This is a genomic window from Streptomyces sp. B5E4, assembly GCF_039871555.1.
In the GTDB taxonomy this organism is placed as follows: domain Bacteria; phylum Actinomycetota; class Actinomycetes; order Streptomycetales; family Streptomycetaceae; genus Streptomyces.
Genome location: NZ_JBDPMI010000021.1, coordinates 130,138 through 144,096, shown reverse-complemented (window position 1 = coordinate 144,096; position 13,959 = coordinate 130,138). Strand labels below are relative to the sequence as shown.

Below are 13,959 nucleotides of genomic sequence, written 5' to 3'. Positions count from 1 at the left end.
GGACGACAGCGTCCCGGCCGGCCCCGCCCCCGTTCTGCCGGCCCTCAGTCCTTCCTGCTACGGGCCGGGGTGCCGTTCTCCGCCCCCGGCCAGCCGTTGACGACGAACTGCGACCCCGGCTCGACGACCACGTCGCCGTCCGCCGAGCCGCTGATGCTGACGTTCGTGAGGTTCGCGCTGCCGCGGGCGCCGCCCATGGCGAGGATGCCGGCGCCGTTGTTGGACTTCTCGATCGACACGTTCGAGATGTTCACGTTCGGCATCTCGCCGCCGCCCGTCTTGAACTGGATCCCGTCGTACGTCGAGTCGTGGATGTCCGTGTCCTTGATCGTCACGCCCGGGATCGGCTGGCCCGCGGGGAAGAGCGTGATCGCGCCGAACTCCTGCGCCTCGCCCCAGAACGCGCCGCCGCAGCGGTACAGCGAGTTGCCCGAGAGCACCGTCTCGCCGGAGAACGGCACCGGGTCGTGGTCGGTGGCGAGCATGATGCCCGGGTAGTTCGCCGTGTCGGAGATCAGGTTGTTCTCGACGGTGTTGCCGTAACCGCCGTAGATCGCGACGCCGTTCGCGCGCCAGGGCAACTGGATGGTGTTGTTGCGGAAGGCGTTGTCGTGGCCGATGTCGGTGGCCGGGTCCTTCACGTACTTGCTGGCCCAGACCGCGAGCGAGTCGTCGCCCGTGGTGCGGAAGGACGAGTTGACGACCTCGGAGTTGCGGGTGCCGTTGGTGAAGTTGATGCCGTCCGCGTACGTGTTGCGGATCCGCATGCCGCTGAACTTCAGCCCGTCGGCCGGGCCCCACAACTCCGGCCTGTTGGAGTAGTCGCGGCCGACCCAGACGCCGACGTTGGCGTGCTCGATCCACACGTTCGTGATCTCCGTGCCGACGCCGAACCGGCCGTTCAGGCCGACGCCGCCCTCGTGGCCGCCGTCGCCGCCGCGGATGGTGCCGGAGCCGAAGACGGCGAGGTCGGAGATCTTGGTGTTCTTGTCGATGTCGAAGCCGAAGTTGCCCTCGTGCGGGTGGTTGATGCCGCCGGCCTCGTGCGGCGGGGTCAGGGTGGAGAACTGCGAGTGCCACATGCCGGCGCCGCGGATGTCGACGTTGCTGATGCCGACCTGGTTGTACTGGCCGCCGGCGAGGTCCTCGGTGAGGATCTTCTGCTCCTGCCGCCACTGGCCCGGCGGGACCCAGACGCACTCGATCTCGCCGTTCTGGTCGGCGGTGACGGCCGCCTGCAGCGCCTCGGTGTCGTCGGTGCCGTCGTCGGGCACGGCGCCGTACTCGGTGATCGACGTGCACGCGGCCGGCTTTTCCTTCGGCGGTGCGACCTGCTCCAGGTCGATCAGGTCGATGACGTAGAACGCGGCGCTGTCGTCGGCGTCACGCTGGAGGCGGAAGGTGGTGCCGGCCGGGTAGCTCTCCGCCAGCAGGGCGTGGGACTCGTCGAAGAGCCGGCGGGCGTCGGTCTGCGGGTTGTTGGTCAGGCCCTCGGGGTCGTCGGTGTTGCCGTACAGCCAGCTGTGCTGGGACGACAGGTCCAGCTTCTGCACGAACTCGCCGTTCGCGTACAGGCTGATGGTCGCCTCCGCGCCGCCGCCGCCCGGGGCGTCGGGGATGGAGTTGCGGACGACGATGGAGTTGGTCGGGGAGGTCGAGGTGAACTCGACGTGCTGACCGGTGTTCTCCAGCCGTACGGACTGGCGGCCCGAGGACTCGGACGCGAAGTTCGTGTGCCCGAAGGTGCGCTTCGCGTCGGCCTCCAGCAGGGTGCCGTCGTACGTGCCGGCCTCGGCCTCGTACGCGACGTAGGGCAGCTCCGCCCCGGCCGCGGCCGCGTTGCCGGCGGCGACCGTGCCGGCGGAGCCGGCGCCGCCGCCCTCGGGGGCGACGCCGGCCAGGGCGGGTCCTGAGAGGGGCAGGACCCCGATCGCGACCAGGCCGAGCGTCGGTATCCCGACGGCCACGCGCCGTCTGAGGTGCTTCCACTTCATGGTGTCCTCTGTTCTGTGGGGGCTGACAGAGTGCATGCCGTCTTCTTGCAAGAAATCGACGTAAGTTTGCGTAACAGAGTCGATGTCTTGCTGATCAGCAGTCAGAGTTTTGAGGCAGCCCGCGGGTTTGTCAATGGTCCGCGCACGGCGCCTTGTCCGGGCCGCCCGCGCCGCGCGGGTAGGCTGCCGGAGGGCGGAGGGGGAACCGGAAACGTCATCGCGGGAGGATTCGTGCTCGTACTGCTGCCACCGTCGGAGGGCAAGGCCGAGGGCAGGCGCGGAGCCGCACTGAAGCTCGACTCGCTCTCCCTGCCCGGCCTCACCGCCGCCCGCGAAGCCGTCCTCGACGAGCTGGTGGGACTCTGCGCCGCCGACGAGGAGAAGGCCGCCGACGTGCTGGGCCTCACCGACGGCCTGCGCGGCGAGGTGGCGCGCAACGCCCGGCTGCGGACCGCACCGACCCGCCCCGCGGGGCAGATCTACACCGGCGTCCTCTACGACGCGCTCGGCCTCGCCACGCTCGACGCCGCGGCGAAGCGGCGCGCGTCGGCGTCGCTGCTGGTGTTCTCCGGCCTGTGGGGCGCCGTCCGCATCGGCGACCGCATCCCGGCGTACCGCTGCTCCATGGGGGTACGCCTCCCGGCCGCGGGCGCGCTCGGCGCGTACTGGCGCGGCCCGCTGGACGCCGCCCTGCCGGCGGCGGCGGGGCGCGGGCTCATCCTCGACCTGCGCTCGTCGGCGTACGCGACGGCCTGGCGGCCCCGCGGCGAACTGGCCGCGCGCACGGCGGCGGTGCGGGTGCTGCACGCGACGGTGGTCGACGGGGTGGAGAAGCGCTCGGTGGTCAGCCACTTCAACAAGGCGACCAAGGGCCGGCTGCTCCGCGACCTTCTGACCTCAGGCGCGAAGCCCCGCACCCCGGCGGCACTGCTGACGGCGCTGCGCGATCTGGGGTACCGGGTGGAGGGGGAACCGCCGCAGCGGGCGGGGCAGCCGTGGGAGCTGGACGTGGTGGTGACGGAGCTGTAGGCCGTCACGTCCTTTCGGCTTCCCCGCTTCCCGCTTTCCCGCCTCCCGCTTCCCCGATTCCCGCTTTCCCGCACGCCCGCCCCAGGGTAGGCCGCCCCTCTGACAGACAGGGACCGGCGGACACCGGGCGGCGCACCCGCGTTGCACGCTACGCAACGTTCGTTGCAACCGCGTGGTCGCGGAGGCACGATGACGGCGTGACCACTGACTCCGCCTCCGCGTCCGCCCCCTTCTCCGTCCTCGGACTCGCGCCCGTCGTCCCGGTCGTCGTCCTCGACGACGCCGCCGACGCCGTGCCGTTGGCGCGTGCCCTGGTGGCCGGAGGGCTGCCGGCGGTCGAGGTGACCCTGCGCACGCCGGCGGCGCTCGACGCGATCCGGGCGATCGCCGCCGAGGTCCCGGACGCGGTGGTCGGCGCCGGCACGGTGCTGAACGCCGAGGCGGTGGAGGCCTCCGCCGCCGCGGGCGCCCGGTTCCTCGTCAGCCCCGGCACGACGGACGGGCTGCTGTCCGCGATGGCGGCCTCGGGTCTGGCGTATCTGCCCGGGGTGTCGACGGTGTCGGAGGCGATGGGCCTGCTGGAGCGGGGGGTGACGGAGATGAAGTTCTTCCCGGCGGAGGCGTCGGGCGGCATCGCGTACCTGAAGTCCCTGGCCTCCCCGCTGCCCCGCGCCCGGTTCTGCCCGACGGGCGGCATCACGGCGGAGTCGGCGCCGCGGTATCTGGCGCTGCCGAACGTCGGCTGCGTGGGCGGCACATGGATGCTGCCGAAGACGGCGCTGGCGGCAAAGGACTGGGCGACGGTGGAGAAGCTGGCAGCGGAGGCCGCGGCGCTCGGGCGGCTGTGACCGCCTGGGTCCGCCGGACCGGGGGTGTCTCAGCGGTCTTGGTGAAGTGCGTCAATGAGATGTTCGCGCACGACCTCAAGCACGGCGATCTTCCCGTCCACGTCGGTGAGTCTGGGGGCGATGACCCGCGCGCTCTCGGGGCAGACGGGACCTCCGCGATGTCGGCCACGCACGTCCGGATGCGGGCGTGCTGTGTGGCGGTCTCCGCCAGGCGTTCGGCAGTCCGGCCGACGATGAGGACCTCGGCACCCGCGGTGGCGAACAACTGGGCGGTCGCGCGACCGATCCCGGTGCCTCCCCCGGTGATGATCACGGCCCGGCCGTGAAGGGTGTTCGTCTCTTCCCTGGCCGGGACGCTCAACCCTGACCCCGGCGTCAAGGTCAAGGACGAAGGACTGCATCAGCAGCCGAAGCCGGCGTACCCATGGGTCGCGGCAACAACGATCCGGCATCGGGTCGGAGCCCGCGGAGGAGAGGCGGACCCGGCATGGGGCGGGGCGCGGGGCGCGGGGTGGCGCGCTGAGTGTCAGCGCAGGTGCGAGGTGTCGTTCAGCAGCCGTACGCTCGCGAGCCCGTCCGCGTAGTACGCGACCTCCGACACCGCCGCCGGCGACAGCTCCATCCGGTACAGCGCCTCCGGCGGCGCCCCCAGCGCCAGCCGGACCAGCGTCTTGATCGGCGTCACGTGCGTCACGAGCAGCACCGTGCGTCCTGCGTACCGCGCGAGGAGCCTGTCGCGCGCGACCGCGACGCGGCGGCTGACCTCGGCGAAGGACTCCCCGCCACCGCTCGGCGCCGCCTTCGTGGAGCGCAGCCAGGCGGCGAGATCGTCGGGGTGGCGCTCCCGCACCTCCGCGAACGTCAGCCCCTCCCAGGCGCCGAAGTCCGCCTCGCGCAGCCCGTCCTCGACCCGGATGTCCAGCCCGAGCCGCCCGGCCGCCGCCTCCGCGGTCTCGCGGCAGCGGCGCAAGGGGGAGCTGACCACGGCCTGAACGGTGCCGCGGGCGGCGAGGAGCCCGGCAGCGGCCGCGGCCTGGCCGCGGCCGGTGGCCGAGAGCGCGGGGTCGCCGCCGCCCGTGCCGGAGAAGCGTTTCTGGGGGGTGAGGTCCGTCTCGCCGTGGCGGAGCAGGAGGAACGTGGTGGGCACCCCGAGGCCGGGGCCCCAGCCCACCGCGGGGGTCGCGGACTTGCCGGCGCCCTCCGCCGGTACGGCGCCTTCGGCCCGTACGGCGCCCTCGGCCCCTGCGTCGGAGCCCGCCCCGGATCCGCCGGCCGCCGCGTCCAGCCCGGCCCGCGACGCCTCCGCGCTCCACCGCTCCCCGCGCCTGCCCGCGTCCATCGCCTCGTTCGCGAGCCGGTCCGCGTGCTTGTTCTGCTCCCGCGGAATCCACTCGTACGACACCCGCCCCGGCGGGAAGATCTCCCGTGCCTCGGCGGCCAGTTCGCGCATCCCGGGGTGCTTGGTCTTCCAGCGCCCCGACATCTGCTCGACGACGAGCTTGGAGTCCATCCGCACCCGGACCTCCGCGTCCGGGTCGATCGCCCGCGCCGCCCGCAGCCCGGCGATCAGCCCCCGGTACTCCGCGACGTTGTTGCTCGCCACCCCCACATGCGCCGCGTCCTCGGCCAGCACCGCGCCGTCCGCGTCGCGCACCACGGCGCCGTACCCCGCGGGCCCGGGGTTCCCCCGCGAGCCACCGTCCGCCTCGACGGTGAACACGCGCCGGGCCGGGCCGGGCATCAGAGGCCGGATTCGGGTGTACGGACCAGGATCCGGCGGCAGTTCTCGCACCGGACGACGGTGTCGGGGGCCGCGGCCCGTACCTCGTTGATCTCCGTGATGTTCAACTCCAGCCGGCAGCCCTCGCAGCGCCGCTGGTACAGCCGGGCCGCGCCGACGCCGCCCTGCTGCTCGCGCAGTTTGTCGTACAGCTTCAGCAGGTCCGCGGGGATCTCGCCGGCGGCGACCGCGCGTTCCTTGGTGACCGTGCCGGCCTCGGCGTCGATCTCGCTCAGCGCCGCGTCGCGCCGGGCCGCGGCGTCCGTGATCTTGGCCTGAACCGACTCGACCCGCCCGGTCAGCTCCGCCACCCGCTCCTGCACGGTCTCGCGGCGCTCCATGACCTCCAGGACCACGTCCTCCAGGTCGCTCTGCCGCCGGGCCAGCGAGGCGATCTCGCGCTGGAGGCTCTCCAGGTCCTTGGGCGAGGTCACCGCGCCGGAGTCCAGCCGCTGCCGGTCGCGCGCGGCGCGCTGGCGCACCTGGTCGACGTCCTTCTCGGCCTTGGCCTGCTCGCGTTCGGTGTCGCTCTCCTCGGTCTGCGCGGCGACGAGCAGGTCGCGGTGCTGCGCGAGGTCGGACTCCAGGCCGGCGACCTCCTCGTGTTCCGGGAGGGTGCGGCGGCGGTGCTGGAGCTGGGTGAGGCGGACGTCGAGGGCCTGGACGTCCAGCAGGCGGATCTGGTCGGCGGGCGCGGCGTTCAAGCTGGCTGCTCCGGGCTCGTAGGGGCAAGGCTGGCGCGGGGGGCGGGGGATCCCGCCGTGCCCGCGGAAGGTGCGGCCGGTGCGGCCGGTGCGGGCGAGTGCGTGGTCCAGGGGTCGGTCACGATACGCGACACCCGCGTGCGCAGACCCCATGCGTTCCGGTCCGAGATCGCGTCCAGCTGGGCGGCGGCCTGCTCGCACCAGGGCCACTCCGTGGCCCAGTGGCCCGCGTCGATCAGGTACGGGCGGCCGCCGGCGGCGAGCGCGGCGTGCTGCTGCGCCTCGGAGACGGGGTGGTGACGCAGGTCGGCGGTGACGTAGACGTCGACGCCGGCGGCGCGCACGGCGTCGAAGAGCCCGTCGCCGGAGCCGCCGCAGACGGCGGCCGTACGGACCTCGCCCTCCGGGTCGCCGGCGACGCGCAGTCCGGTGGCGGTCCGGGGCAGGGACGCGGCGGCGCGCTCGGCGAACTCCCGCAGCGGCACCGGGGCGTCCAGCTCGCCGAGCCGGCCGAGGCCGCGGCGGCCCGCGGGGTCGTCGGCGTCGGGCACGAGCGGGCCGGTGACGCGCAGGCCGAGGGCGCCGGCGAGGGCGTCGGAGACACCGGGGTCGGCGCGGTCGGCGTTGGTGTGGGCGACGTGCAGCGCGACGTCGTTCTTGATGAGGGTGTGCACGACGCGGCCCTTGAACGTGCCGGCCGAGACGGTCGACGTACCGCGCAGGTAGAGCGGGTGGTGGGTGACGAGCAGATCGGCGCTCCACTCGACGGCTTCGTCGACGACCTCGCGCACCGGATCGACGGCGAACAGCACGCGCTCCACGCGGGCGTCCGGGTCGCCGCACACCGTGCCGACCGCGTCCCACGGCTCGGCGCGGCCGGCGGGCCAGAGGGCTTCGAGCGCGGCGACGACGTCGGCAAGTGCGGGCACGGGGCAAGGCTACCTCCGCCGACCCGGCCCGGATGCCGCGCCCACCGGCAAGCACAGGGGACGGCCCGGCGAAGCGGAACGGCGGATCCGCCACCCGTATGTGTGGAATGACCCGCGCCGCGCCGATTGCCATGACGTGCGAAAACTACCTTCGCGTGCGGAGGTGAGGGAACCGGATGAGGTCCATTGCAGAATCGATTCCTTCAGGGACGACGGGCACGACGGTGACGACGGCGGCGCCCGCCCCGACGACCGCGGCGGCGGACGCGACGCCGGCGCCGGATGCGGTAGCGGGTCCGGAGGCGGCGGACGCGGGTACGGCGGCGGGGGCGGCGGGCGCCGGAGCACCGGCGGATCCGGGGCCGCCGGCTACCGGCGGAGCGCCGGCCGCAGGCGGAGCGCCGGCCGCAGGTGGAGCGCCGGCCGCCACGGGACGGCCGGGCGGCACCGGACCGGCGTCGGAGCCCGGGGCGTTGACCGCCGCGGAAGCCGGGATCGCCGCGGCGGCCGGGGCGGGAAACGCGGCTGCCGCAATGGTGGCGGTCGCGGTCGCCGCGACGACGCCTGCCGTGCCCCCCGCACGCCGCGCCGCACCGCCCACCGCCCCTCCCCCGGCCGCCGCCCCCGGCCGCGCCGTCGGCCGGGCCGGATTCACCCTCACCGCCGACGGCACGTACGGCGCTTGCCTCGCCACCGACGCGGACGGCAACTGGTTCCCCGAACGGTGGACCCTGCACGGCCCCGAGCCGTACACCGTCCCCCTCCCCTGCGCGCAGCCGGAGGAGCCCGGGACCACGGTCCTGCCGCTGGCCGACGGCCGCGTTCTGGTCCGCCGGCTCGTCGGCGGCACCGACCACACGTTCTCCCTCCTGCACCCCTCCGGGCCCGACACCACCGAGCAGACGCTCGGCTCGGTGACCGCGCCCCGGCTCGCGCTCGTACCGCCCGCGCCGGAGTGCGTCGAGGTGTACGCCCTGGCGCCACCGGAACCCGGCGGCGAGACGACCGCCGTATGGCGGGTGTACGGAGGCGGGTTCGCGGGCGCCGGCACGGCGCACCCGGAGCGGGTCGGCGAACTCCCGGGCCGGTGCGCGGGCCGCGGCTGGCTGGACCGTACGGGCCGGGCGCTGGCCGTCGACCAGGAACTGGACGGGCGGACGAAGGCCGTGACGGTCGGGCTGCACGACGGGGTGGAGGTCAGCCCGCTGCTGCAGCTCACCGCGGAGAGCAACGACCGCCTGCTGCTCGCCGACCCCGACAGCGGGCTGCTGCTCCTGTGCTCCGACGCCCCGGGGCGCGACCGGCTGGGGTGGGGGGTGCTGGGCAGCGGGCGGCCGGTGCGGTTCCCGGACGCGCTGTGCCCGCGGGACACGGCGGTGACGCCGTTCGCGGTGCAGCCGGGGCAGGTGCTGACGCCGGAGCAGTGCGGGGTGGCGCTGCGGCTCGACGGTCCCGGCGGCTGCCGGCTCGGGGTGTGGCGGCCGGCATCGCGGCGGCTGGTCCCCCTGCCGCCGCTGCCGGGATGGATCACCGGCAGCGGACTGTGGACCCAGTGGGGCGAGCTGCGGCTGCCGTACGCCACACCGGCCCACCCCTGCGGTCTGGCCCGGCTGGCCGTCCCCGACCCGGCCGCGGCCGAGCTGCTGAACGCGCCGCCCCTCTGCGACCCGGCCCCCGACTCCGTACCGGACGGCGCCGCCGGGCCGGCCCCCGAGGAGGACACCGCCACGCGCCCCATCCCCCTCCGGCAGGCCCCGCTCTGAAAGCCGCCCCCCGCTCCGGCTGCGCACCGCCGGGGCGGGGGGCTCAGTCGTGCTCGACCACCGTGTCGGCCAGCACCGGCGCGTCGTCCCGCTCCACGGCGCTCGCGGTCAGCCGGATCCGCCCGCCCACCGCGGACTCCCCCGGCTCCGGCCACAGCCGGATCCGCAGCGTCTCGCCCGGATACACCACCCCCGCGAACCGCGTCGCGTAGGACCGCACCCGCCCGGTGTCGCCGTCCAGCACCGTGTCCACCGCCGCCTTCAGCGCCATCCCGTACGAGCACAGACCGTGCAGGATCGGCCGGTCGAACCCGGCGAGCGCGGCGAACTCCGGGTCGGCGTGCAGCGGATTCCAGTCGCCGGACAGCCGGTAGAGCAGCGCCTGGTCCTCCCGGATGCCGCGGTCGACGACGTGCGCCGGCGGACCCCCGGGGGCGGGCAGGCGCGGTGACGGTCCGCGCTCGCCGCCGAAGCCGCCCTCGCCGCGTACGTAGAGCTGGGTGTCGGACGTCCACAGCGGGCCGTCCGCGTCGGCCGCCTCGGTGCGCAGCACCAGCACGGCGGCCTTGCCCTTGTCGTACACGGCGGCGATGCGCGAGGTGCGGGTCGCCTCGCCGGCGGACGGCAGCGGGCGGTGCAGTCCGATGCGCTGCGCGCCGTGGAGTACGGCGGTGAGGTCGACGTCGACGCCGGGGGCGTCGAGCCCCGCGCCCTCGCCGGCCACGCCCCCGTCACCGGCGACGGTGACGAAGCTGGGCAGCACGCGCAGCCGGTCCTCCAGGACGTAGCGCAGCTCGGCGGCGTCGGTGGCGGGCCGTCCTGCGCCGATGCCCAGGTGGTAGAGGAGGACGTCCTTGCGGGTCCAGGAGAGCCGGGTCACGCGGGGTGCGGCGGCGAGGGCCCGGACGGCGTCGATGGGCATGGTGGCGCTGGCTCCTTCGCCGGCCGGGGGCACGCCCGCGGCCCGAGGCATCAGGGAGGGGCCAAGGGGCCGCGGGCCCGGCACGACCGTGGGGACGGGGGTGCGTGCGTGACGTGGTTCTATCGGCCGAGAGCACGAGAAGACCCCGGCGTGCCGTCCGCACCAGTCGGCACGCCGGGGTCGCTCTCGGGGCGCGGCCACAACGTGCAACAAGAACACGTTCTCGCCGCCGGATATATGTATAACGCAGTCCTCCGCGGTTGGGAAGACCGTAACGCCCCTTTACTGACACTCCGTCAGCATTCGACCACGGCTCGTCGACGATGCATACGCGCGATCCCGGGCCGCCGTTCAGGGGACAGCCCCGGCCAGGCTTCTTGTATGCCCCCTCCCGCTCCTGTGCATTCGACACATGCGCGGATATAAAACGACTAGTACTACCTCTGCGGCGCTGGCGCTCACCGCCGCCCTGCTCGCCGGCGCCACCGCCTGCGCCCACGGGCCGGTCGCCACCACCTCCGACGAGGGCAAGACCCCCGGCAAGGAGGCGCGGGCGCCCTTCACCCTCGTCGCCACCGGCGACATCCTCCCGCACGACTCGGTCATCCAGCAGGCGAACCGGGACGCCGGCGGCAAGGGTCACGACTTCCGCCCCATGCTCGCCGGTGTGAAGCCCGTCATCTCCGCCGCCGACCTGGCGATCTGCCACATGGAGACCGTCTACGGACCGGCCGGCGGCCCGTTCCGCGGCTACCCCGCCTTCGTCTCCCCGCCGCAACTCGCCGTCGCCGCCAGGGACACCGGCTACGACTCCTGCTCCACCGCCTCCAACCACACCCTCGACGACGGCTTCCCCGGCGTCCGCCGCACCCTCGACGCCCTCGACGCCGCCGGCGTGGCCCACGCCGGCTCCGCCCGGACCCCCGCCGAGGCGCGCCGGCCCGCGCTGCTGGAGGCGGGCGGGGCGACGGTGGCGCAACTCGCGTACACCTACGGCACGAACGGCATCGAGCCGCCGCGGGACCAGCCGTGGGCGGTCAACATCACCGACCCCGAGCGGATCGTCTCGGACGCGCGCCGGGCCCGCCGGGCGGGCGCCGACATCGTCGTGGTCAGCCTGCACTGGGGCACGGAGTGGCAGGACGCGCCGGACGCCACACAGCAGCGGCTCGCCCGCGAGCTGACCGCCTCGCGCTCGGCCGGGGCGCCGGACGTCGACCTGATCCTCGGCACGCACGCGCACGTGCCGCAGGCGTACGAGAAGGTCAACGGCACCTGGGTGGTCTACGGCATGGGCGACCAGATCGCCGGCCGCATGATCAACAACGCGGGCGCCCGCGACCCCCGCGGCAACCAGGGCACCATCGCCCGCTTCACCTTCTCTCCGCCGGCGCCGGACAGCGCGCGCTGGCGGGTGACGAAGGCGGAGTACCTGCCGCAGTTGACGGACCACGACCGCGCGGGCCCGGCCCGGGTCGTCGACCTCGACGCCGAACTGGCGGACGGCGAGGCCCCGGAGCACTACCAGCGCCTGCGCGAGCGCATCAGCGACGTCGTCCTCAGCCGCGGCGCGGGCGCGGACGGGCTGACCGCACCCCGTTGACCCCCGGCGGCGCACCCGACGCCCCCACGCCCCGCCTCACCGGCGGGAAGCCCCGCCGGAAGCACCACCCGGCGCCCCGCCCGGCAGCGCCGCGCGCACTCCCCTCGCCCCGCCCGGATCACGCCTTCGCCGGCCCCGGCACGGCGGCCGGGCGGGGCAGGGCTATGAGCATCAGCGCCGCGCAGCCCAGCAGGATCCCGACCCCCGTCTGGAAGGCCAGCGAGTACCCCGAGGCCAGCACCTCGGGCCCGGACTCGCCGCCGATGCGGGTGGCGGCCACCGTCGACAGCACCGCCAGGCCCAGCGAACCGCCCATCGTCCGGGACGTGTTCATCACCCCCGACACCACGCCCGCGTCGCCCGCGGGCGCGCCCGAGGTCGCCAGGTGGGCCAGCGGCGTGGCCATGAAGCCCACCCCGGCCATCATCAGGATCCCGGGCCCGGCGATGTCCGCGACGTACGTGCCGCCCGCGTCCGCCGTGCTCTGCCACAGATAACCGCCGGCCGCCATCAGCACACCCGCGATCGCGAGCGCCTTCGCGCCCGTACGGGCCAGCACCCGCGGCGCCAGCTTCGAGGCCGCCACGATCGTCAGCGAGTGCGGCACGAAGGCGAGGCCGGCCTCGATGGGCGTGTAGCCGAGGACGTTCTGCATGTAGAGCGAGAGGAAGTACCAGGACGAGAACATCGCCGCGCCGGTCACGAACATCGCCGTGTTGGCGGCCGACACCGAGCGCAGCCTAAAGAGCCCCAGCGGCATCAGCGGCGCCCGCGTCCTGGCCTCCACCGCCAGGAACGCCCCGACCAGCACCAGCCCGCCGGCGAGCGGCAGCAGCGCCGCGGCCGCCGTCCACCCGTGGCTCTCGGTCTGCACGATCCCGTACGACACGGCGCCGATCCCGGCGGTGACCAGGAGCGCGCCCGGGATGTCGAGCCGCCGGCGCGGCCCGCCGCGGCTCTCCGCCAGCCACAGGGCCGCACAGGTGAGGACCACGGCGCCGATCGGCACGTTGATCAGCAGCACCCAGCGCCACGACAACGCGTCCGTCAGCACCCCGCCGACGAGCGAACCGGCCGCGCCGCCGCCCGCGCCGACCGCCGTCCAGGTCCCGATCGCGCGCACCCGCGCCGGGCCCTCGGGCACGGAGGAGGTGAGCAGCGTCAGCGTCGAGGGCGCCAGCACCGCGGCGCCGACGCCCTGCGCGGCCCGCGCCGCGAGCAGCTGCCACGGCTCCTGCGCCAGGCCCCCGGCGAGGCTGGCGGCGGTGAACACCGCGAGGCCGACGAGGAAGACGCGCTTGCGGCCGAAGATGTCCCCGGCCCGGCCGCCGAGCAGCATGAGGCCGGCGAAGGCCAGCGTGTACAGGTTCACCACCCACTGCAGGCCCGACGCGCTCATCCCCAGGTCCGCGCGCATGGACGGCAGCGCGACATTGACGACGGAGACGTCGAGCACGACGAGGAACTGACCCGCGCACGCCGTGAGCACGATGACCCACAGGGGCGCGGCGGCACGGCGCTCGGCCGCCGCGGACGGCCGGGTACCGGGTGGTGACTGGTGCATCCCGTCATGGTCCCACCAGCCTCCGACACCGCGCACGGGCATATCGGTGTACGGACCATGCGACCCCGGTCGTAGGCCGATGGGGCAGGATCGGGCGGTTACGCGGCACCGGTGGCGCCGCGCGGCACACGACGCCCACCGACCGACGAAAGGCACCGCCGATGGAGCTGCCCCCGCCCTCCCCCGCCGTCCTCGCCGCCTTCGAGGCCGCTCAGGGCTTCATGCCCCGCGACGAGGGCCTCGCCCTGCACGCCGCCGCCGCCGAGGCCGCCGGCCTCGGGCTCCCCCTGCTGGAGGTCGGCACGTACTGCGGCCGCTCCACGATCCTGCTCGCCGCCGCCGCCCGATCGGCCGCCCGCCCCGGGGTCGTCGCCGTCACCGTCGACCACCACCGCGGCAGCGAGGAGCAGCAGCCCGGCTGGGAGTACCACGACCCCGCGCTCGTCGACGCCGCGACGGGCCTGATGGACACCCTGCCGGCGTTCCGCCGCACGCTGCACGCGGCCGGCCTCGAAGACCACGTCGTCGCCGTCGTCGGCCGGTCGCCGCAGATCGCCGCGCTGTGGAACCGCCCGCTGGGGCTGGTCTTCGTCGACGGCGGCCACACCGACGGGCACGCCACCGCCGACTACGAGGGCTGGGCCCCGCACGTCGCACCGGGCGGCCTGCTGGCCGTGCACGACGTGTTCGCCGATCCGGCGGACGGCGGGCAGGCACCGTACCGTATCTACCGGCGCGCGCTGGACTCCGGGGCGTTCACGGAGACCGCCGCGCACCGGAGCCTTAAGGTCCTGCGCCGTACCGGCACCGGAATTTGAGCGTC

At 74.7% G+C, this 13,959-nt stretch carries 11 protein-coding genes and 1 pseudogene; 5 read left to right on the top strand and 7 right to left on the bottom strand.

Annotated features, from left to right (window positions below; all coding sequences use genetic code 11):
- Positions 1–44 precede the first annotated feature (44 nt).
- Positions 45–1,994 (bottom strand): right-handed parallel beta-helix repeat-containing protein, encoded by a 1,950-nt coding sequence (locus ABGA99_RS24880; RefSeq protein ID WP_347583454.1) that lies wholly within the window; start codon positions 1,992–1,994, stop codon positions 45–47.
- 231 nt (positions 1,995–2,225) lie between these two features.
- Here ABGA99_RS24880 and yaaA point away from each other — a divergent pair, with 231 nt between their 5' ends.
- Together yaaA and eda are read left to right on the top strand one after the other, a co-directional pair.
- Positions 2,226–3,023, top strand: a complete 798-nt coding sequence (gene yaaA, locus ABGA99_RS24875; RefSeq protein WP_347579482.1) for a peroxide stress protein YaaA — start codon at positions 2,226–2,228, stop codon at positions 3,021–3,023.
- 197 nt (positions 3,024–3,220) lie between these two features.
- Positions 3,221–3,871, top strand: a complete 651-nt coding sequence (gene eda, locus ABGA99_RS24870; protein WP_347579483.1) for a bifunctional 4-hydroxy-2-oxoglutarate aldolase/2-dehydro-3-deoxy-phosphogluconate aldolase — start codon at positions 3,221–3,223, stop codon at positions 3,869–3,871.
- A gap of 214 nt (positions 3,872–4,085) precedes the next feature.
- Here eda and ABGA99_RS24865 read toward each other — a convergent pair.
- The 4 genes and pseudogenes from ABGA99_RS24865 to ABGA99_RS24850 all read right to left on the bottom strand — a co-directional run.
- Positions 4,086–4,184, bottom strand: a pseudogene (locus ABGA99_RS24865) (SDR family NAD(P)-dependent oxidoreductase); the annotation flags it as partial.
- A 213-nt stretch (positions 4,185–4,397) separates the two neighbouring features.
- Positions 4,398–5,612 carry a bifunctional RNase H/acid phosphatase gene (locus tag ABGA99_RS24860; RefSeq protein ID WP_347583451.1) on the bottom strand — a complete coding sequence of 405 codons (1,215 nt, stop codon included), beginning with the start codon at positions 5,610–5,612 and terminating at the stop codon, positions 4,398–4,400.
- Complete coding sequence (locus ABGA99_RS24855) at positions 5,612–6,355, bottom strand: C4-type zinc ribbon domain-containing protein (RefSeq protein ID WP_347583450.1); 744 nt, start codon at positions 6,353–6,355, stop codon at positions 5,612–5,614. The genes ABGA99_RS24860 and ABGA99_RS24855 overlap by 1 nt, the downstream gene beginning before the upstream one ends.
- On the bottom strand, positions 6,352–7,284 hold the full coding sequence (locus ABGA99_RS24850; RefSeq protein ID WP_347583449.1) for a Nif3-like dinuclear metal center hexameric protein: 933 nt from the start codon (positions 7,282–7,284) through the stop codon (positions 6,352–6,354). Before ABGA99_RS24850 ends, ABGA99_RS24855 begins: the two co-directional genes overlap by 4 nt.
- A gap of 533 nt (positions 7,285–7,817) precedes the next feature.
- Between ABGA99_RS24850 and ABGA99_RS24845 the strand changes: the two genes are divergently transcribed.
- Entirely contained in the window at positions 7,818–9,047 is a 1,230-nt protein-coding gene (locus ABGA99_RS24845) for a hypothetical protein (protein ID WP_347579605.1), read from the top strand.
- Positions 9,048–9,090: 43 nt separating this feature from the next.
- On the opposite strand, the gene ABGA99_RS24840 is transcribed toward ABGA99_RS24845, so the two are convergent.
- A complete protein-coding gene (locus ABGA99_RS24840; RefSeq protein WP_347583448.1) occupies positions 9,091–9,969 on the bottom strand; it encodes a MaoC/PaaZ C-terminal domain-containing protein in 879 nt (292 codons plus the stop codon).
- A 412-nt stretch (positions 9,970–10,381) separates the two neighbouring features.
- Between ABGA99_RS24840 and ABGA99_RS24835 the strand changes: the two genes are divergently transcribed.
- Positions 10,382–11,572 carry a CapA family protein gene (locus tag ABGA99_RS24835; RefSeq protein WP_347579489.1) on the top strand — a complete coding sequence of 397 codons (1,191 nt, stop codon included), beginning with the start codon at positions 10,382–10,384 and terminating at the stop codon, positions 11,570–11,572.
- A gap of 118 nt (positions 11,573–11,690) precedes the next feature.
- Here the strand turns inward: ABGA99_RS24835 and ABGA99_RS24830 are convergent, their stop codons facing one another.
- Positions 11,691–13,136, bottom strand: coding sequence for an MFS transporter (locus tag ABGA99_RS24830; RefSeq protein WP_347579490.1), 1,446 nt, complete (start codon positions 13,134–13,136; stop codon positions 11,691–11,693).
- Between the two features lie 161 nt (positions 13,137–13,297).
- Between ABGA99_RS24830 and ABGA99_RS24825 the strand changes: the two genes are divergently transcribed.
- Positions 13,298–13,954 (top strand): class I SAM-dependent methyltransferase, encoded by a 657-nt coding sequence (locus tag ABGA99_RS24825; RefSeq protein WP_347579491.1) that lies wholly within the window; start codon positions 13,298–13,300, stop codon positions 13,952–13,954.
- The last annotated feature ends 5 nt before the right edge of the window (positions 13,955–13,959 follow it).